Raw genomic sequence first — 16923 nt, 5'->3', positions numbered from 1 at the left:
CGAAGCTGCAAATTGGCATGCGCATATGCGGCGGGCGCATATGCGCAACGATCGGGCTGCGTTGGGGGCGACCTACCGCGCCATCACCTTGTCCGGCGTCATCGGCGTCGTCCGCAGCCGCCTGCCGGTCGCATGGAAGATCGCGTTGCTGATCGCGGCCGCGACGCCGACGATGCCGATTTCGCCGACGCCCTTGGCGCCGATGCGGCTGACGATGCGGTCGTCCTCTTCGATGAAGACGACATCGATATCGCGGATGTCGGCGTTGGCCGCGACGTGGTACTCGGCGATGTCATGGTTCATGAAGCGGCCCAGCGCATGGTCGGCATGCGTTTCCTCGTGCAGCGCCTGGCTGATGCCCCAGACCACGCCGCCGATCACCTGGCTGCGGGCCGTCAGCGGATTGACGATGCGGCCGGCCGCCACCGCGCTGACCACGCGCATCACGCGCACCAGCCCCAGCGCCTCGTCGACGCGTACCTCGCAGAACACGGCCGAATGGACCGCTCGGACGGTCTTCTTCTGTTCCGCAAGATTGGGCACCAGCAGATAGCGCACGCCCAGCTTGTCCTTGCCGTTGGCCGACAGCAGATCGGTCAGCGGCATCGCAGCGGCGGGATCGGAGCGCAGGCAGATCATGCCGTCGCGGAATGCCACCTGTTCGAAGCCGCAGCCGTGGAAGGCGCTGTCGCGCAGTCCTCGGGCCAGGCGCCACAGCTGGCGTCGCAGGCGTTCGCAGGCACCGTCGACGGCCGAGCCGACGGTCGCCACATGCGAGGAGCCGCCCTCGATCGGCGCGAATGGCAATTCCGAATCGCCGAGGCGGAACACCACCCGTTCCAGCGGCAGGCCCATCGCGGAAGCCGCGATCTGCGTCATCGCGGTATAGGTGCCGGTGCCAATGTCGCTGGCCGCGCTGGCGACTTCGAGCATGCCGTCCGCATGCAGCGTCGCACTGGCGCGCGCGGCCATCTGCATCGCGTCCCAGGTCCCCGTGGCCATGCCCCAGCCGACCAGTTCGTGGCCGTCCCGCATCGAGCGCGGCTGCAGCGGGCGCTTGTGCCAGCCGAAGCGCCGGGCGCCCTCGTCATAGCATACGCGCAGGGACTTGGTCGAGAAGGGCAGGCCCTTGTTGCCGTCGCGCTCGGCGTAGTTGGCGAGCCGCAGCGCCAGCGGGTCGATGCCGACCGCGTACGACAGCTCGTCCATCGCCACTTCCAGCGCATGCACGCCGTGGGCCGCGCCCGGCGCGCGCATGTCCATCGGTGTGTAGTGGTCCAGATCGACCAGCCGATATTCGAGGCGAACGTTTTCGCTGGCGTAGAGCTGTCCCGACCAGTTCGCGACGACCTCGACGTAGTCCTCATGGCGCGACGTTTCCGCGGCGACCTCGTGGATCACGGCCTTCAGCCGGCCCTCGGTGTCCGCGGCCAGCCGAACGCGCTGCCAGGTTTCCGGACGATGGCCGAAGGTGAACATCTGCTGGCGGGTCAGCACCACGCGCATCGAGCGTTGCAGCTTCAGCGCGCCCATTACCGCCATCAGCAGCGGGTACTGCGGCCGCAGGCCCGAGCCGAAGGCGCCGCCGACGAACTGGTTGCGCACCACCACCTTGCGCTTGGGCAGGCCGAAGACGCGCGACACCATCCACCGGCAGTTCTGCGAGCCCTGGGTCTTGTCGTGGATCAGCAGATGGCCGCGGCTGTCGCGGATCACCGTGCTGGCGTGCATCTCCATCGGGTTGTGGTGCTCGACGCCGGCGTAGTACTCGGCATCGATCTTGACCGGCGCGGCGTCGAAGGCCGCATCGGCGTCGCCTTTCGGCTTCGGTGTTGGCGAATAGCCAGCCTTCAGCGAGGACGGCTCGTGGCTGTGCTGCAAGTTGGCCAGCAGGTTCGTTTCGTGCGGGGTGGCCTCGTACTGGACCTGGACCAGCATCGCGGCGTAGCGCGCCAGTTCGAAGGTTTCCGCCACCACCAGCGCGACCGGCTGGCCGCTGTAGTGAATCTCGTCGTCGTACAGCGGCCGGAACGGCGAGCCGGCCGGGGCCGTCATGTCCTTGTAGAACAGCCGCAGCGAGCGGACCTTGGGACGGTTCTCGTGCGTGATCACGTCGATGACCCCGGGCACCGCCAACGCCTGGCTTGCATCGATCGAAACGATGCGGCCGCGCGCAACGGTGCTGTTGACCACCACGCCGTAGGCGAGATCCGGCGCGGGATGCTCGGCCGCGTAGCGCGCGTGGCCGGTCACCTTGGCAACGCCGTCGATGCGGGGCGTCGGCGTGCCGATTCCCGACTGCCCGGAGCCGGGCAGCGCCACCGGCTGCTGATTCTCGTCGATCGGTTCGAGCACGGTCTTGGTCATGCCAGTGTCTCCTCGCGATAGGCGTCCTGACCGGTGTTGGTCAGGATGCCGGCCGCCGCCATTTCCAGCGCGCGCACGATCGCGCGCTCGGCCAGTGGAATCTTGAAGCCGTTATTTGGGCCGTTATTTGGGCCGTTATTTGGGCCGTTATTTGGGCCGTTATTTGGGCCGTTATTCGGGGCATGGTTGGTGCCGCCGTTGCGCGGGCTGTCCGGCCAGCTTTCCGGCAGCGCCGGACCGCCCCAGGCGCGCGCGTCGCGCAGCACGAAACGGGCCGCCTCGGCGAACGCTTCGGCGTCCGCCGGCTTGCCGGCCAGCAGGCCCTCGGCCTCGGTGTCGCGCCAGGGCTTGTGGGCGACGCCGCCCAGTGCGAGCCGGGCGGCGCGGATGCGGCCGTCGGCCTCCAGATCGAGAGCCGCCGCCACCGACACCAGCGCAAAGGCGTACGAGGCGCGCTCGCGGACCTTCAGATAGCAGCTGTGAGCGGCGAAGGCCTCGGCCGGCGGCAGCGACAGATGCGTGATGATCTCGTCGGGCGCCAGCGTGGTATCGATGTCCGGCCGATCGCCCGGCAGGCGATGGAATTCGCCGAACGGAATCTCGCGCGTGCCGCTGACCGATTCGACATGGACCGTCGCGTCCAACGCCGCCAACGCCACGCACATATCCGATGGGTGGGTCGCAATGCAATGCTCGGTGGCGCCGAGGATCGCGTGCTGGCGGGCCAGCCCGGTCGCGGCCGGACAACCGGTGCCCGGCGCGCGCTTGTTGCACGGCACGCCGGCATCGTAGAAGTAGTAGCAGCGCGTGCGCTGCAGCAGATTGCCGCCGTTGGTCGCCATATTGCGGATCTGCGGCGAGGCTCCGGCCAGGATCGCGGCGCGCAGCAGCGGATAGCGCTCGCGCACCAGCGGATGCTCGGCGGTGTCCGCGTTGCGCGCCATCGCGCCAAGATGCAGGCTGCCGTCGGGCTGTTCCTCGATCTCGGCCAGCGGCAGCAGGCCCAGGTCGACCAGCGTGACGGGGCGCATCACGTCGACCTTCATCAGATCGACCAGATTGGTGCCGCCCGCCAGGCAGCGTGCGGACGCATTGCCCGATGCGCGCTCGGCGGCCTCATGGATCAGTGCAAGCGCCACCGGCATGGTGTCGGCGCGTTCATAGCGGAACGGGTTCATGGCGTCTGCTCCGGTGTTGCCGATGACGGCGTTGCGCCGGCAGGAATCGCGGCGGTTTCGTCTGCGTTTTCCGTTTGGCGTGCGCCTTCGTCCCGTGCGCGGCCGTTCAGCACGACCCGGGACACCGCCTCGACGATCTGCGGATACGCGCCGCAGCGGCACAGATTGCCGCTCATCCGCTCGCGAATCTCCGGCACGTTGCGCGGCGGGGTTTCGTTCATCAAGCCAGCCGCCGAGCACAGTTGTCCTGGCGTGCAATAGCCGCACTGGAAGGCATCGCATTCGATGAAGGCCTGCTGCAGCGGATGCAGCGCATGCCCGTCGCCACCGAGCCGGGCGAGTCCTTCGACGGTCGTGATGTCGGCCTGATCGTAGGCGACCGCCAGCGCCAGGCAGGCATTGATCCGGCGGCCGTCCGCAAGAATCGTGCAGGCGCCGCACTGGCCATGGTCGCAGCCCTTCTTGGTGCCGGTCAGGTCCAGCTGCTCGCGCAACAGGTCCAGCAGCGTGACCCAGGGCTCGACGTGCAGCGTGTAATCGGCGCCATTGATGCGAAGACGTACCGGCAGCCGCGAGGGCACGGGGCGAGGCTCGTTATGCGGGGAGCGGGTGATCGGTTTGGGCTCGGGTGCCAGCATGTCGGTCCTCCGTGTGTCGCCATCAGGCCCCGACAGAAGCGGAGCACCTTGGGCGGCCACGCAAGGGCTGCGCCAATGCGGCAGGAGAGGCGGCAGAAGGCGGCTGGCGCGGCGGCTGGACGCCAAGGCGGCACCAATCCCCGGCAAACGTGCGCCGTGCTACATCCGGGAGCTGCTTTGGCGTGCGGAGGATACGGTGAGGCGATGCAATCTTGACGCGTAGTCGTTGGTAAAAACGTCAGGCATCGCAGCAGGGGTTCCCCAAGGGAAGGGCAGGGTACGGGGATGGCGGCGAGCCATCAATCGATCCAACGCGCGCCGCCCGTTCGACCTCACTTCAACTGCTGGATCCGGATCATGTTGCCGGCCGGATCGCGCACGCCGAAATCGCGCACGCCGTAAGGCTGGTCGGTCGGCTCCTGCACGATCTCCGCGTCGCGCTCCTGAAGGCGCTGGAACACGGCATCCAGGTCCCTGGCACCGAGCAGCAGCATTGCGAAGGTTCCCTTGGCCATCATCTCGGCGACGGTGCGCTTTTCGTCCTCGGTGACACCGGGCGTGGCATTGGGCGGGTACAGCACGATCGAGGTGTCGGGCTTGCCCTTCGGACCGACGGTGATCCAGCGATGGCCGCCGAAGGCGACATCCTTGCGCACCTCGAAGTCCAGGGCGTCGCGATAGAAGGCCAGCGAGACCTCCGGGTCGGTGTGGGGCAGGAAGGTCGAGTGGATGGTGATGTCCAAGATCAGGCTCCATGGTGTTTGAGGACAGGCGTCGGCCGCGCCGTCGCGGCGTGGGCTCGAAGCCATGTGAGCCAGTCTAGACGGGCTCTTTTTCCGGCGCTTCTCGATTCCTGATCGGTCGCGTGACCTGCCTGGCGACGCAGGCGGGAATGCCCTCGGCCTGGCCGGCGCAGTCGCGCCGGTAAACGCTCGGGGAGACGCCGACCAGTTCGCTGAACCGCGTGCTGAACGTGCCCAGCGACGCGCATCCGACCTCGAAGCAGACCTCGGTCACGCTCAGGTCGCCGCGGCGCAGCAGCGCCATCGCGCGCTCGATGCGCCGGGTCATCAGGTAGGAGTAGACGGATTCGCCGTACGCCAGTCGGAACTGGCGGCTCAGATGGCCGGCCGACATGTGGACGCCCCGGGCAAGCGCCTCGACGTCGAGCGGCTTGGCGTAGTCGCGATCGATGCGGTCGCGGACGCGGCGCAGGCGGGCCAGGTCTCGTAGCGTGGTGTCGGGGGCGGCGGCGGGCATCGCCGTATCGTGCCATGCGCAAGTCACGGGCTCAACCTCGGGGCAGGGCCAACCCGATTGGCACGGGGAAACCAATCACCCACACTGCGTTCGTGAACCTGACCGGAGTCGGACATGGCCAAGACCGCTGCCCTCGGATCGTTGCACCGACGTCTGAGCCTGTCGCTCGGCGGCCTGGCGCTCCTTGTCGGACTTCTGGGCGCGCTGGGCGCGTGGATCGTGGTCCGGCAGCTCGCCAGCGAGTTCAACGAGGATCTGCGGCACGCCGCCGCCGCGATCCGCGCCGCACCACCGGTCATGCCGGCGCCGTCCCAAGGCAAGCCCCCGCCGGCCCCGCCTGTGCTGGTGCAGACCTGGGGGCCGGACGACGGCGTCCGCCCTGGCCACAGCAGCGCCCCGTGGGTGCTGCTGCCGCGGATGCAGCTCGGCTTCTCCGACGTGGAAGCCGGCGGGCTCGTTTGGGACGTGTTCGCGATGCAGGCCGGCGATGCCTACATGCAGATTGCCCAGCAGCGAGCGGTCCGCGCGGCCAATGCGCGACGGGTGGCGGCGTGGGCCGCGATTCCCGTCGTGGTGTTGATGCCGGTGCTGGTATGGGCGATCCGTGTCAGCGTCAGACAGGCGCTGCGGCCATTGAGCGTGATCGGCGAGCGCGTCGCGCAGGCCGACCTCAATCATCTGGAGCCCGTCGATACCGGCACCGCGCCGGAGGAACTGCGCCCCTTCCTGGAATCGGTCAACCGGATGATGGTCCGGCTGTCCGGGCTGATCAATACGGAGCGCAGCTTTATCGCGAACGCCGCGCATGAATTGCGGTCGCCGCTGACCGCCCTGCAGCTGCAGGTCGAGAACCTGATTCTCGCGCCGCGCGACAACATCGACGAGCAACTCGAAGAACTGCGCCGCGGCATCCGGCGCACGGGAACGCTGATTACCAGATTGCTCGAACTGGCTCGCGCGGAAATCGGCACGCCGCGCGCGCTGGATAACGTGGCGGTGGCCGCTGTCGTCACCGATGTCGTGACCGACCTGTTGCCGCTTGCCATCGACCGCGGCGTCGACCTGGGCGTGGAGCGGCTGGACGACGTGCGGCTCGCCGCCACGGAGACGGATCTGCGCATGCTGATCAAGAACCTTGCAGACAATGCCATCCGGTATGGCGGCCGGGGAGGGCGGGTAGACGTGAGCGTGCGCCGCGACGAAGGCGGTGGCGGTGGCGGTGGCGGGGACAATGTCGTGATCGAAGTGGCCGACACCGGGCCGGGCATTCCCGAGGCCGCTCGCCTGCGGGTCTTCGAGCGCTTCTACCGCGGCGGCGCGACCGACGAAGAGGGCAGTGGACTCGGACTCGCCATCGTGCAGACGATTGCCGCGAACCTGGGCGGCCGCGTCGAACTGACGGGGCGCGTGGATGGCGGGCCGGGGCTCGTGGCAAGGGTGGTATTGCCGCTGCGAACCGCACCGCCCGCCGCCAGCCCCGGTCACGGCAGCCACCGCCTGATATCGATCACGTATTGCCGGCCCTCCATGGGCCGGATGTGCGATGAAACGGGCCGCGCCGAATTGGTGCGGCCCGAATTCGTTCAGCCAGCAGAAAAGACGCTATGCCGGTAGAAGACCAGCGTTTCGATAACTGTCGACCAACGCGTCGTACACAGCAATGTCGGCATGGCTTCTTGCAACGAGTTGAGCGCCCGCGATGGCGGCAAAGATCGCGCGTGCCCGCTGGCCGCTCTGAGCCGGATCGACTACGGCCGCTGCCGACAACACCTTGCTCAGCCAGGCAATATTCACGTCTTGAAAGGCCTTGACTTCGGCCTTTACCACTTCCGGCAGGTCATCCGTTTCCGCGGCCATGAAGCTGCATAGGCAAATGCGATTGCCGCTTTCGAGCGCCTTGCGAAACAACTCGGGATAGCGATGCAGGCTTGATAGCGAATCCGGCGATCTGGCGAGCAGTTCTTCAAGAGCGTCCGCTGTGCCTTGCCAATAACGCCGCGCTACGGCCGCGCCAAGATCGGCCTTGCTATCGAAATGGTGGTAGATGCTGGCGGCCTTGATGCCCACCGCCTCCGCGAGATCACGAAAATTCAAGCCGCCGTAGCCGTGCGCCTGCGCGATGCGAGTGGCCGCGGCCAGGATTCGCACCCTGGAGCCGGAGGCGGGGCCAGGGGTCTCTCTCGCGCTCGTGTGCTTTGTCATCGTTTGTGCCTCTCGGACCACAACCAGTTCTTGACGTGCCGCATTGTACCTTCTATCGTCGACCCTAACGATCGTTAGGTAGATAGACTGCGGAGGTCAACACGCCCTCCATCGGACCCGCCATTCACTTTGGAGAACGGCAATCGTGACTTCCCATTCCAACAGCATCACCGCCACAACCATATCCCCGATGCGGATCTACGATTTCCCGACCGGGCCTTATCCAACGCGCGTTCGCATTGCCTTGGCCGAAAAGAACCTTCAGTCGCGTGTCGAATTCGTGATGGTGGATCTTTACCAGGGCGAGCACAAAAGGCCGGAGTTCATTGCCACCAGGAATTACTCGGGCACACTGCCGGTGCTCGAGCTTGGCGATGGCACGTGCATTGCCGAATGTACGGCCATCACCGAATATCTGGACGCAGTCGATGGCCAACCGATTCTGACCGGCCGGACGGCGCGCGAAAAAGGCATCATCCACATGATGAACAAGCGCGCCGAACTGGAATTGCTTGATGCCATCAGTGTCTATTTCCATCACGGCACCCCGGGGTTGGGGCCGGATGTCGAAATCTATCAAAACGCGGAATGGGGCTTGCGCCAACGCGACAAGGCAGTGAGGGGCATGCACTATTTCGACTCGGTCCTCAAACGGCAGCCGTATGTCGCTGGCGAGGCTTTTTCGATGGCGGATATCGCGGTGATCGGTGGATTGATCTTTGCCGCTCTGGTCAAGCTGCCGGTGCCTCCCGAGTGCGAGGCGCTGCGAGCCTGGTACGCGAGAATGCTGCAACGCCCCACGGTCGGCAGCCAGCCGGTGTTCTCGGCGCTGTCCCGCGCATCGGCTTGAAGATCGCAGCCGTGATGGTGGAGCGCTGGCCTCGCTCCTGTGGCGAGAGTGTGCGACAGTGGCAGGGCCCGACAAGGGCCCGACAACGGCATCCGCTCGATCCGCTGGACCGGCCCACCAATGTGGACAGCGGCCGCTGCGCGAGCGCGGCGTCCGATGACGGATTCTTGACGCTCCAGGAGACACGACATGCTCAGCAAGAACACGATCTGCTTGTGGTACGACAACGACGCGCTCGATGCCGCCACCTTCTATGCCCAGACTTTTCCCGACAGCGCGGTCGGCGCCATCCACAAGGCGCCGGGCGATTATCCGTCCGGGAAGGAGGGCGATGTCCTGATGGTCGAATTCACGGTGATCGGCATTCCTTGCGTCGGATTGAACGGAGGCCCGCAGGTCAAACACAACGAGGCCTTCTCGTTTCTGATTTCCACCGACGACCAGGCCGAAACCGACCGCCTGTGGAACGCGATCGTCAGCAATGGCGGACAGGAAATCGAATGCGGGTGGTGCAGGGACCGGTGGGGATTGTCATGGCAAATCAGTCCGCGTGCCCTGACTGACGCGGTCACCGGCCCGGATCGCGCGGCGGCCAAGCGCGTATTCGACGCGATGATGACGATGAAGAAGATCGACATCGCAGCGATCGAGGCGGCACGGCTCGGTGGACAAGGCGCTTGATGTAACAGCCCTGACTCTCGTTGCGATAGCGCCCGTTCAAGTCTTGTGACCATGCCGACCGAAGACATCTCGCCAGTCACCGAACCGATTGCCAGGCTGTCCGGCAATGAGCCATTTTTCATTGTCTTCAATGGCGGCTCCGGCAGTGGCGACGCGATGGAGACGCGCGCGGCGATCGAGAAGCGACTGAGCGAAGCAGGACGCGCTCATACCATCTTCACGGTGAACCGGCCCAGGCAATTGCCACGGATCGCCGAGATGGCGGTCGAGCGCGCCAGACAGGCCAACGGCATCGTCGTCGCCGCGGGTGGCGACGGCACCTTGAACGCGGTGGCCGCAGCCGTGTTGCCGACGGGGCTGCCTTTCGGCATCCTGCCCCGCGGCACGTTCAATTACTTCGGGCGCACCTACGGCATCTCGCGGGAAACCGACGAGGCCTTGGCAAGCCTGCTGGACGCCCGCATCGAACCGGTACAGGTCGGCCTGCTCGACGGACGTCCATTCCTGGTCAATGCCAGTCTGGGGCTGTATCCGCAACTGCTGGAAGACCGCGAGGTCTACAAGAAGATGCTCGGCCGGCGGCGCTGGGTCGCGCTGCTGTCGGCGCTGGTCACACTGGCGCGTGCGCCGGCGCAGCTGACGCTCGAACTGCTGTCCCATGGCGAGCACCAGGTAATGCGAACGCCGACGCTGGTGGTCGGCAACAACAGCCTGCAGCTGGAGCAGGTCGGCATACCGGAAGTCGCGCATCTGGAAGACAACCGCCTGGTCGCCATGATCGCAAAGCCGGTCGGCACGCTCGCGCTGTATGGATTGTTGCTGATGGGCGCTATCGGCCGGCTGGGCGATACCTCCAGGGTCATCAGCTTCAGCTTTGAAACGTTGACGGTGCGCGTGCGCGGGCGCCGGCGCATCAAGGTGGCGATGGATGGCGAGATCCACTGGGCCCGCACGCCGTTGGACTTTTCGGTATCGCCGAAGCGCTTGCAGCTGCTGATCCCACGAGACCAAAGCCGCCTGGACCGTTCATGACAGTCAGCCGCGTCTTGCACCTGTCCGACACGCACTTCGGTACCGAGCAGACGCTGGTCGTCGAGGCCGTGCTGGAGTTGGCGGACAGCATGAAGCCGGATGTCGTGGTTCTGTCGGGCGATATCACGCAGCGAGCGAGAAGGGGACAATTCGCAGCGGCACGGGCCTTTATCTCGAAACTGAGTCGGCCGACCTTGGTGATACCGGGCAACCACGATATTCCGCTATTCAATGTCGCGGCTCGGATCCTGGATCCATATGGAGGCTACCGGCGCGCGATAGGCATGGACCTCGAACCGGTCTTCAGCAATGACGGTGTGCTTGCAATCGGCGTGAACACCACCAGGCCGTCACGACACAAGAATGGCGAAATCTCGCGCGAACAGGTCGACCGCGTGTGCGCGCAGTTGCGCCAAGCTCAGCCTCACCAACTGCGCATCGTCGTCGTGCATCAACCGGTGCGAGCGGTCGTCGCGTCGGATACGCGAAATCTGTTGATCGGGCGCGAAGCGGCCGTACCTGCGTGGGTCGATGCCGGCGTGGATATCGTGCTCGGCGGCCATATCCACCTTCCGTATGTGGCGCCGCTGCCGGCCCACTCCACGCGTCGCGCCTGGGCGGTACAGGCTGGCACCGCGGTCTCGCACCGGGTGCGCGGCTCCATTCCCAATTCCGTCAATCTCATCGAACATCGATTCGAAGACGGGCAAGTCAGCTGCCGGGTTCAGCGCTGGGATTACGACCGCAGCGGCAGAGCGTTTGTCGCCGTGAACAGCACCAGTCTGGAATTGAGCCGATAACGAATCCGCGAAAGGAGAGGGCAGACTTTCGCGTGGCCGAAGTGCCGGTTCGCCAGTGTCGAATTCCGGTACGGTCGCGCACCATCTATGTTGTTAGCTCGTGGCGCAACTTCCGCCCCGATGCACTGGTTCCGGTCGTCGCGCATGCAGCCGGAGCAATCGAGCGCCGAAGGTTCAATCGGGGAGACAGCCATCATGCCAAGACAACCATCGCACGAGCTCACGCCGCGCCGTCGCGCCGTGCTTGTCACCGTGCTGGCAGTGGGGCTGCTGACCAGCGCCATGACGCCCGTGCGCGCCGACACCTGGCCTGCGCGTCCGATCCAGTTGCTGATACCCTATCCGCCGGGCGGCAGCGCCGATCTGCTGGCACGTCCGGTCGCCGCCAGATTGCAGGAGCGTCTGGGGCAGCCCGTCGTTCTGGAATATCGTCCGGGCGCCGGCGGCACCATCGCGACGCAGGCGCTGGCGCGCGCGAAACCGGATGGTCACACGCTGATCATGGTGCTGGCCGCGCACGCCATCAACGCCAGTCTGTATCCCAAGCTGCCTTACGACACCCGCAAGGACTTTGCGCCAGTGTCGCTGGTCGCCAATCTGCCGCTGATCGTGGCGGGCAGTTCCTCGCTGCGCGCCAATACCATCGGCGAGCTGATCGCCGAGGCAAAGGCGGCGCCGGGGAAACTGACGTTCGGGTCGGCCGGCAACGGCAATACCGGCCACCTCGCCGGCGAGCTGTTCAATTCGATGACCGGCGTCAAGATGACCCATGTCCCCTACAAAGGCAGCGCCCAGGTCGTGACCGCCATGCTGGCCGGAGAGGTGCAGTTGACCTTCGACAGTATTTCGACTTCGATGCCGCATATACGCAGCGGCAAGCTCCGGGCGCTCGCCGTGACGAGCGGCAAGCGCGCATCGCTGGCCCCGGAGGTACCGACGCTCGCCGAGGCCGGCGTGCCCGGCTTCGACATCAACGGCTGGTACGCGATACTGGCCCCGGCCGGCACGCCAACCGCGGTGGTCGACAAGCTCAGCAAGGAAATCGCCATCGTGATCGCCGAGCCCCAACTGAAGAAACAATTGGCCGCAAATGGCTATGAACCCGTCGGCTCGACCCCGGCTGCGCTCGGTGCGCATATCGACGCCGAAATCAACCGCTGGAGCAAGGTGGTCAAGGAGTCCGGGGCACGGTTGGAGTAGGGAGCTCGGCCGGCGCCGCCAACCTGTACTGGTTCATGCTTTTCCGATACACGATATAGACTGGTCTGTCGTCGCTCCCGCGCTCCATGACGTGCGCCGGACGGCCTGACAGGTCAATTCAACATCGGAGGAAGACATGGCCAAGGGTTATTGGGTCGCGATGGTTGATGTTGCGGATATGGAAGGCTATCAGCAATACATCGCCGCCAATAAAACGGTATTCGAAAAATTCGGCGCCCGTTTCCTGGTCCGCAATGGTCAAAAGACCGTCGTCGAGGGCCACCCGCGATCGCGCGTGGTCGTGCTCGAGTTCGACAGCTACCAGCGCGCGCTGGAGTGCTACCAGTCGCCGGACTATCAGGCATTGATCGCGCTGCGAGCACCGTATTCGCAGGCGGATCTGGTGGTCATCGAGGGCTACGAATAGCATCAGTGCGATATGATTTGCGCTTGTCCCGCCGTGCTGCATAGCCATTGATGTTCGCGTCCACCTTCATTTTCCGTGCAGGCCAGTACGATGCGGAATTTCATCGCCTGGATCAGCAAATTGCCGAGGTGGCTCGATCCATTCCGGGATATCTCGGGGAAGAGACCTGGGAAAACAGCGCCGCGGGGCTGATCCAGAATGTCTACTACTGGGACACCGAAGAAGCGCTGCTCGAGCTGATTCGACATCCCGCGCACATCGAAGCGAAGGCCAAACAGGCACGCTGGCTCGACGGCTATCGCGTGGTGATCGCCGAAATCAAGCGACAGTACGGGGACGGCAAGCTGAGCGGGCCGGTGGGCTAGCGCTACGGCGGATCTTTCCGACTCCACGATCACAGCGCGGCCTGCAGGCTCAAGTCCAAGCTTTCGGCGGCCGATAAGAAGAGAGCCGGGACACCGGCATCTCGTTCCTCGATCCGCCAAGAGCAATAACAATGAGCACAATCGAACCTGTTTTGCCCGCCGTGGGCTTCGGAATCCCCGTCCCGCGCGACGCTACGAGCGCGGAGGCGTCCACCGATTCGCCAGACACCGTCAGCGCCACGGCGAGCAACTCCCGCAGCGAGAACGGCGCCCGTCAGAACTCCGTGAACGGCGTCAACGTTCGCATATCCGGTCCCGGACAAAGCCTGGCGCAGCGCAGCGCGGCCGCCTCCGGCAATCAGGATATCGAGGAAAGCGGTCTTCCTGAAACTATTCAGGACCTGCTGAAACGCATTCGTGAGCTGCGTAAGCAGTTGCAGGAGAAGCAGCAGGAACTGCAGGCGCTGATGGCCGACCAGAGTATGACGCCACAACAGCGACAGTTGCGCCAACAGGCGCTGCAGTCCGAGCTGGCCTCGATCAACGGCGCACTGACCGAAGCACTCGGCATGTTGAATCGGACCCTGCGAGAGAGCAAAACCCCGCCGGAACAGATGCAGAAGGCCGCGACACTCGCCATGCTGTGATGGCTCGCGTTGCGGCGTGCGTTGTATTCAGGAGCGGCCGGCAATCGATATAGAAGGCCCGACGGTGCCGCCCCGTGGTGGTCGGGAGTGGGTATTTTCGGTATCCGGAAAGCGCAAACGGCGACGTGCCTAAAACAGCACTTCAAATTTGTTGCCGATAATACTTCTTATGTTAAGTTGGCGGCGGCCGCATCGTCTCTGTCCCCGCTGGCGCTTGTCGGCAGTGCTCGAACTTAAAACTGTGCACTGTTCCCACCCAGTGCCAACATGAAGAGCTCTACCGGCTACTTCTCCCCGAAGTGTCAGTCGTTAGGTAAAGCCACGCAAAGCTGCACTAAGTGAAGATACTTCTTTCACTACCGAAGCATGCCGCAGATTATCCCGAACGCTGGTCAACTCCACGCCCCTGGGCTAGAGCAAGCGTGGCATGCGTATGCCGAATCCAGTGCGGACGGGCACGGCGCGGCTTCTCCGCCGCCGCGGGATGGTCGGCGCCCATGAGATCCGCTGCCAGCTTGAAGGACCGCTTCACCACATGCCATAGCCGAGTGCTCCTGATGCGGATATCGGGTTCGCCGGCGAGGTCACCTAAGAGGGCAGGTTCAGGTCGCCACAGGCTCCGACAGATCGGCAGGCCGCGCTTAGGTGGCGCTTCAACGCCCGTCGCGCCAGCGGGGGCAAGGCCACTTTGCCGCTGCGCCCGCCCTTCCCCAAGCTTCAGTCGCTCGTCGCCCTGCCCGTCGGTCTCAATCGCCGCGCCTCGCCGCGATCAGTTCGCTGGCCCGCAGTCCGGTGGCATAGCCGAAGTGAAGGCGCTGCGCGGCCTTCCCGGAGCGAATGAGAAGAGGGACAAAGTTCCGTGAGCTACGAAGGTCCATCCTCATTGTTTGCATCGGGCGAGCTGCGGAGCATGGTGTTTTCTTCCTCCGCGCTAAACGGCGGCAGCTCTGCACCTTTCACGATTGCAGGGAAAGCCCTCGCAATTTCTGACCAAAGATCCACCGCCTTATCGTGGTACTGACTTCGTATCGACGCCGACGTACCCTCGGACCTGGCCTCCGTAAGAAACATCGCCCGATTTTCTGCCGCGGCGATGGCTCCGTAGAAGGCTTGCCGAGCGTCAGGTGCAAGGTACAAGCAGTTTTCGTTGGCCCACGTACGGCATTCCTCGATAACGCTAGTGTTATCGCGCGCACTGAGCAGTCGGTGGACATGAAGGAACGCCGCCTGGTGGGCACGCATGCGTTCCTCTGCAACTAGTACTCGCAAACTGTTTCGTTGCTTCGATTGTTCAAGCAGCACATTGAAGCTGTGTTTCACCTCTTCCTGGAGCTTCGTAATCTGAGCTATATCTTCCTTCGTGGCTAGGTTCGCACCCTTCCCTTTCAGGTATGCGGGAAGGTAGTTGTTTACGATGAAGCCGAGGACGAAAGAGGTGAGTGCGACAATCTCGAAGGATAGGCTCATGCTAGTTCGACAAACTGATTTTCGTTCGACATAGCGTCGAATCATACATTTTCCGGTCGCGCTGCCATCCCTTTAAGCCCCAAAAGCTTCCGCTATCTGCCGCGCCCTTTTGACTTCATCGCTATGCAGGTAGACCGAGGTCGTCGATACGGACGCATGCCGCAAATTGTCCCGAACGCTGGTCAGCTCCACGCCGCGGGCTAAGGCATGCGTGGCGTGCGTATGCCGCATCCAGTGCGGACTGGCCCGGCGCAGCTTGTCCGCCACCGCGGGATGGTCCGCATCTATGACATCCGCGGCCAGCGTGAAGAACCGCTTCACCACATGCCATAGCCGCGTACTGGTGATGCCGATATCCGGCTCGCCGGTCAGGTCACCCACCAGTGCAATCTCCGGGCGCCACAGGCTCCGGCTGATCGGCAGTTCGCGTTCCAACAGGTAGCGCTCCAACGCCCGCCGGGCCAACGGCGGCAAGGCCACCTTGCCGCTGCGCCCGCCCTTCCCTGTCAGCTTGAGCCATTCATCCCCCTGCGCGTGGGCCTCGATATCGCCAAGCCTTGCCGCGATCAACTCGCTGGCACGCAGTCCGGTGGCATAGCCAAAGTCCAACACGAAACGCAGCCGCTGCGCGGCCGCGGCCTCCCACCCGTAGGACCACTCGAGCCCGTCGGCGATGGTGCGCACCAGCTTCCATTCGCCTTCGGTGAAGGCGTGCGAATTGTCCAGCGCCGCCGTGCGGCCCCCGCCGCGGACCTTGATCCCGGCGAACGGATTGGCGAGGACATACCGCTGCTGGACCAGCCAGCGGAACATCGCACCGAGGATCGACAACGCATGAGCGACCGAGCGTGCCGATAGTGCGCCCGTGAATGGCCGCCAGTCCGGCGACGAGCGCGGCCGTGGCGGACCGACCCACCGCTCGCGCGGCGTGGGTCGACGCAGGAAGGCGCGATAGGCGACGGCGTCCTCGGTGGTCAGCGACGACAGCGGCCGTTGCCGCTCGACAATGGCCCACAGGATCAGCCGTTCCGCTTCCTTGCGGTAGGTGCGATGGGTGGCGGGCGACTCGTGCAGGGCCAGCCAGGCCTGCACTGCCTCGTAGTCGTTGTCCGCGGTCAAGGTGCAGCCCTCGCGCGGCGCGCGAAACCGCCCTTGCGAGCCGTCGACTTCATGAGGCAGGCGCAACTGCTCCCATGGCACGACGACGCTGCGTCGCTCCTGCACGATCAACGCGCGCGCCCGTTCGGTCAGCTCGGGATGCGCGGCGAAGAACGCCTCGATCTGCCTGGCGCTGGTGGCGCCCAGCCGCGGGATGGCCGCCCACCAGCGGCGGCGCCTGGGCACGCGCACGGTCAACGCCGCCAGCGTATCGATGCCGTGGGCGCGCAAGGCAGCGACGGCGCGCGCCGGGAGCCAACGACCGATGTCGTCGGTGATCGCTGGCTGTGGCGTGGGCAGCGTGCGCAAGACCTCGATAGCACGATCGGCCGCCCTGCCCTGCTCCACGCGTTCGGACGCCGGCATCTCGAACAATGCGGCCAGGTCGTCGCGGCCGCGTTCGCGTGCCAGCGCGGCAAGCCGGCGGCGAATGCGGCCGAGCACGGCGCGCGAGGATTGGCCATGCGCCCTCTCCTCCCCCAGGTACTGTGCCACGGCTTGCCGGGAGCTCAGGCCGGCATGCCAGGCGCGAAGCGCGGCCAGCGAGGCGGCATCGGGGAACGCCGGAGAGGTGTCGGCGAGCCCGGCATTCAGGCGGGAGCTGGCAACAGGTGCAGGTAGCGGTCGGGTCAAGCGCGATTTCATGCATGC

General features: G+C 65.1%; 17 protein-coding genes and 1 pseudogene. 9 read left to right on the top strand and 9 right to left on the bottom strand.

The features are described from left to right. Nucleotides 1-72 precede the first annotated feature (72 nt). From LRR16_RS06535 to LRR16_RS06515, 5 genes are all read right to left on the bottom strand, one after another. Complete coding sequence (locus LRR16_RS06535) at nucleotides 73-2367, bottom strand: xanthine dehydrogenase family protein molybdopterin-binding subunit (RefSeq protein WP_232205235.1); 2295 nt, start codon at nucleotides 2365-2367, stop codon at nucleotides 73-75. Then, complete coding sequence (locus tag LRR16_RS06530; RefSeq protein ID WP_232205234.1) at nucleotides 2364-3545, bottom strand: xanthine dehydrogenase family protein subunit M; 1182 nt, start codon at nucleotides 3543-3545, stop codon at nucleotides 2364-2366. The genes LRR16_RS06535 and LRR16_RS06530 overlap by 4 nt, the downstream gene beginning before the upstream one ends. Further along, nucleotides 3542-4183 (bottom strand): (2Fe-2S)-binding protein, encoded by a 642-nt coding sequence (locus tag LRR16_RS06525; protein WP_232205233.1) that lies wholly within the window; start codon nucleotides 4181-4183, stop codon nucleotides 3542-3544. Before LRR16_RS06525 ends, LRR16_RS06530 begins: the two co-directional genes overlap by 4 nt. A 332-nt stretch (nucleotides 4184-4515) precedes the next feature. Then, on the bottom strand, nucleotides 4516-4926 hold the full coding sequence (locus LRR16_RS06520) for a VOC family protein (RefSeq protein WP_232205232.1): 411 nt from the start codon (nucleotides 4924-4926) through the stop codon (nucleotides 4516-4518). 76 nt (nucleotides 4927-5002) lie between these two features. Continuing rightward, entirely contained in the window at nucleotides 5003-5443 is a 441-nt protein-coding gene (locus LRR16_RS06515; RefSeq protein WP_232205231.1) for a helix-turn-helix transcriptional regulator, read from the bottom strand. 114 nt (nucleotides 5444-5557) lie between these two features. Here LRR16_RS06515 and LRR16_RS06510 point away from each other — a divergent pair, with 114 nt between their 5' ends. Beyond that, nucleotides 5558-7057 (top strand): HAMP domain-containing sensor histidine kinase, encoded by a 1500-nt coding sequence (locus LRR16_RS06510; RefSeq protein ID WP_232205230.1) that lies wholly within the window; start codon nucleotides 5558-5560, stop codon nucleotides 7055-7057. Here LRR16_RS06510 and LRR16_RS06505 read toward each other — a convergent pair. Continuing rightward, nucleotides 7046-7645, bottom strand: coding sequence for a TetR/AcrR family transcriptional regulator (locus LRR16_RS06505; protein ID WP_232205229.1), 600 nt, complete (start codon nucleotides 7643-7645; stop codon nucleotides 7046-7048). The two genes, LRR16_RS06510 and LRR16_RS06505, sit on opposite strands and share 12 nt — an antisense overlap. Nucleotides 7646-7835: 190 nt before the next feature. Between LRR16_RS06505 and LRR16_RS06500 the strand changes: the two genes are divergently transcribed. The 8 genes from LRR16_RS06500 (at nucleotide 7836) to LRR16_RS06465 (ending at nucleotide 13647) form a co-directional block, all read left to right on the top strand. Then, nucleotides 7836-8495, top strand: a complete 660-nt coding sequence (locus LRR16_RS06500; protein WP_232205289.1) for a glutathione S-transferase — start codon at nucleotides 7836-7838, stop codon at nucleotides 8493-8495. Nucleotides 8496-8684: 189 nt separating this feature from the next. Next, nucleotides 8685-9176 carry a VOC family protein gene (locus LRR16_RS06495; protein ID WP_064575320.1) on the top strand — a complete coding sequence of 164 codons (492 nt, stop codon included), beginning with the start codon at nucleotides 8685-8687 and terminating at the stop codon, nucleotides 9174-9176. A gap of 51 nt (nucleotides 9177-9227) precedes the next feature. After that, nucleotides 9228-10208 carry a diacylglycerol kinase family protein gene (locus LRR16_RS06490; protein WP_232205228.1) on the top strand — a complete coding sequence of 327 codons (981 nt, stop codon included), beginning with the start codon at nucleotides 9228-9230 and terminating at the stop codon, nucleotides 10206-10208. After that, nucleotides 10205-11008, top strand: a complete 804-nt coding sequence (locus tag LRR16_RS06485) for a metallophosphoesterase (protein ID WP_006575694.1) — start codon at nucleotides 10205-10207, stop codon at nucleotides 11006-11008. Before LRR16_RS06490 ends, LRR16_RS06485 begins: the two co-directional genes overlap by 4 nt. Nucleotides 11009-11290: 282 nt before the next feature. After that, nucleotides 11291-12208 carry a tripartite tricarboxylate transporter substrate binding protein gene (locus tag LRR16_RS06480; protein ID WP_232205288.1) on the top strand — a complete coding sequence of 306 codons (918 nt, stop codon included), beginning with the start codon at nucleotides 11291-11293 and terminating at the stop codon, nucleotides 12206-12208. Nucleotides 12209-12344: 136 nt separating this feature from the next. Then, nucleotides 12345-12635, top strand: coding sequence for a DUF1330 domain-containing protein (locus LRR16_RS06475; RefSeq protein WP_064575313.1), 291 nt, complete (start codon nucleotides 12345-12347; stop codon nucleotides 12633-12635). A 50-nt stretch (nucleotides 12636-12685) separates the two neighbouring features. Further along, nucleotides 12686-13000, top strand: coding sequence for an antibiotic biosynthesis monooxygenase (locus LRR16_RS06470; RefSeq protein WP_006575691.1), 315 nt, complete (start codon nucleotides 12686-12688; stop codon nucleotides 12998-13000). Between the two features lie 131 nt (nucleotides 13001-13131). Then, nucleotides 13132-13647 (top strand): hypothetical protein, encoded by a 516-nt coding sequence (locus LRR16_RS06465; RefSeq protein ID WP_232205227.1) that lies wholly within the window; start codon nucleotides 13132-13134, stop codon nucleotides 13645-13647. A gap of 357 nt (nucleotides 13648-14004) precedes the next feature. Here LRR16_RS06465 and LRR16_RS06460 read toward each other — a convergent pair. From LRR16_RS06460 to LRR16_RS06450, 3 genes and pseudogenes are all read right to left on the bottom strand, one after another. Further along, a pseudogene (locus tag LRR16_RS06460) lies at nucleotides 14005-14471 on the bottom strand (tyrosine-type recombinase/integrase); the annotation flags it as partial. A 40-nt stretch (nucleotides 14472-14511) separates the two neighbouring features. Beyond that, a complete protein-coding gene (locus LRR16_RS06455; RefSeq protein WP_232205226.1) occupies nucleotides 14512-15114 on the bottom strand; it encodes a hypothetical protein in 603 nt (200 codons plus the stop codon). A 72-nt stretch (nucleotides 15115-15186) separates the two neighbouring features. Continuing rightward, entirely contained in the window at nucleotides 15187-16917 is a 1731-nt protein-coding gene (locus LRR16_RS06450; RefSeq protein ID WP_232205225.1) for a phage integrase family protein, read from the bottom strand. Between the last annotated feature and the right edge of the window lie 6 nt (nucleotides 16918-16923).

Origin of the sequence: Cupriavidus sp. UGS-1 (assembly GCF_021213615.1) — a bacterium.
Lineage (GTDB): Bacteria > Pseudomonadota > Gammaproteobacteria > Burkholderiales > Burkholderiaceae > Cupriavidus.
Note: the sequence above shows the minus strand (reverse complement) of the source record. Positions and strands in the feature narration are given on the sequence as shown.

Bases quoted from the DNA above. Each gene is read 5' to 3' on its own strand.
- LRR16_RS06535 (WP_232205235.1), bottom strand. From the start codon at position 2,367: ATGACCAAGACCGTGCTCGAACCGATCGACGAGAATCAGCAGCCGGTG.
- LRR16_RS06530 (WP_232205234.1), bottom strand. From the start codon at position 3,545: ATGAACCCGTTCCGCTATGAACGCGCCGACACCATGCCGGTGGCGCTT.
- LRR16_RS06525 (WP_232205233.1), bottom strand. From the start codon at position 4,183: ATGCTGGCACCCGAGCCCAAACCGATCACCCGCTCCCCGCATAACGAG.
- LRR16_RS06515 (WP_232205231.1), bottom strand. From the start codon at position 5,443: ATGCCCGCCGCCGCCCCCGACACCACGCTACGAGACCTGGCCCGCCTG.
- LRR16_RS06510 (WP_232205230.1), top strand. From the start codon at position 5,558: ATGGCCAAGACCGCTGCCCTCGGATCGTTGCACCGACGTCTGAGCCTG.
- LRR16_RS06505 (WP_232205229.1), bottom strand. From the start codon at position 7,645: ATGACAAAGCACACGAGCGCGAGAGAGACCCCTGGCCCCGCCTCCGGC.
- LRR16_RS06500 (WP_232205289.1), top strand. From the start codon at position 7,836: ATGCGGATCTACGATTTCCCGACCGGGCCTTATCCAACGCGCGTTCGC.
- LRR16_RS06495 (WP_064575320.1), top strand. From the start codon at position 8,685: ATGCTCAGCAAGAACACGATCTGCTTGTGGTACGACAACGACGCGCTC.
- LRR16_RS06490 (WP_232205228.1), top strand. From the start codon at position 9,228: ATGCCGACCGAAGACATCTCGCCAGTCACCGAACCGATTGCCAGGCTG.
- LRR16_RS06485 (WP_006575694.1), top strand. From the start codon at position 10,205: ATGACAGTCAGCCGCGTCTTGCACCTGTCCGACACGCACTTCGGTACC.
- LRR16_RS06480 (WP_232205288.1), top strand. From the start codon at position 11,291: ATGACGCCCGTGCGCGCCGACACCTGGCCTGCGCGTCCGATCCAGTTG.
- LRR16_RS06475 (WP_064575313.1), top strand. From the start codon at position 12,345: ATGGCCAAGGGTTATTGGGTCGCGATGGTTGATGTTGCGGATATGGAA.
- LRR16_RS06470 (WP_006575691.1), top strand. From the start codon at position 12,686: ATGTTCGCGTCCACCTTCATTTTCCGTGCAGGCCAGTACGATGCGGAA.
- LRR16_RS06465 (WP_232205227.1), top strand. From the start codon at position 13,132: ATGAGCACAATCGAACCTGTTTTGCCCGCCGTGGGCTTCGGAATCCCC.
- LRR16_RS06455 (WP_232205226.1), bottom strand. From the start codon at position 15,114: ATGAGCCTATCCTTCGAGATTGTCGCACTCACCTCTTTCGTCCTCGGC.
- LRR16_RS06450 (WP_232205225.1), bottom strand. From the start codon at position 16,917: ATGAAATCGCGCTTGACCCGACCGCTACCTGCACCTGTTGCCAGCTCC.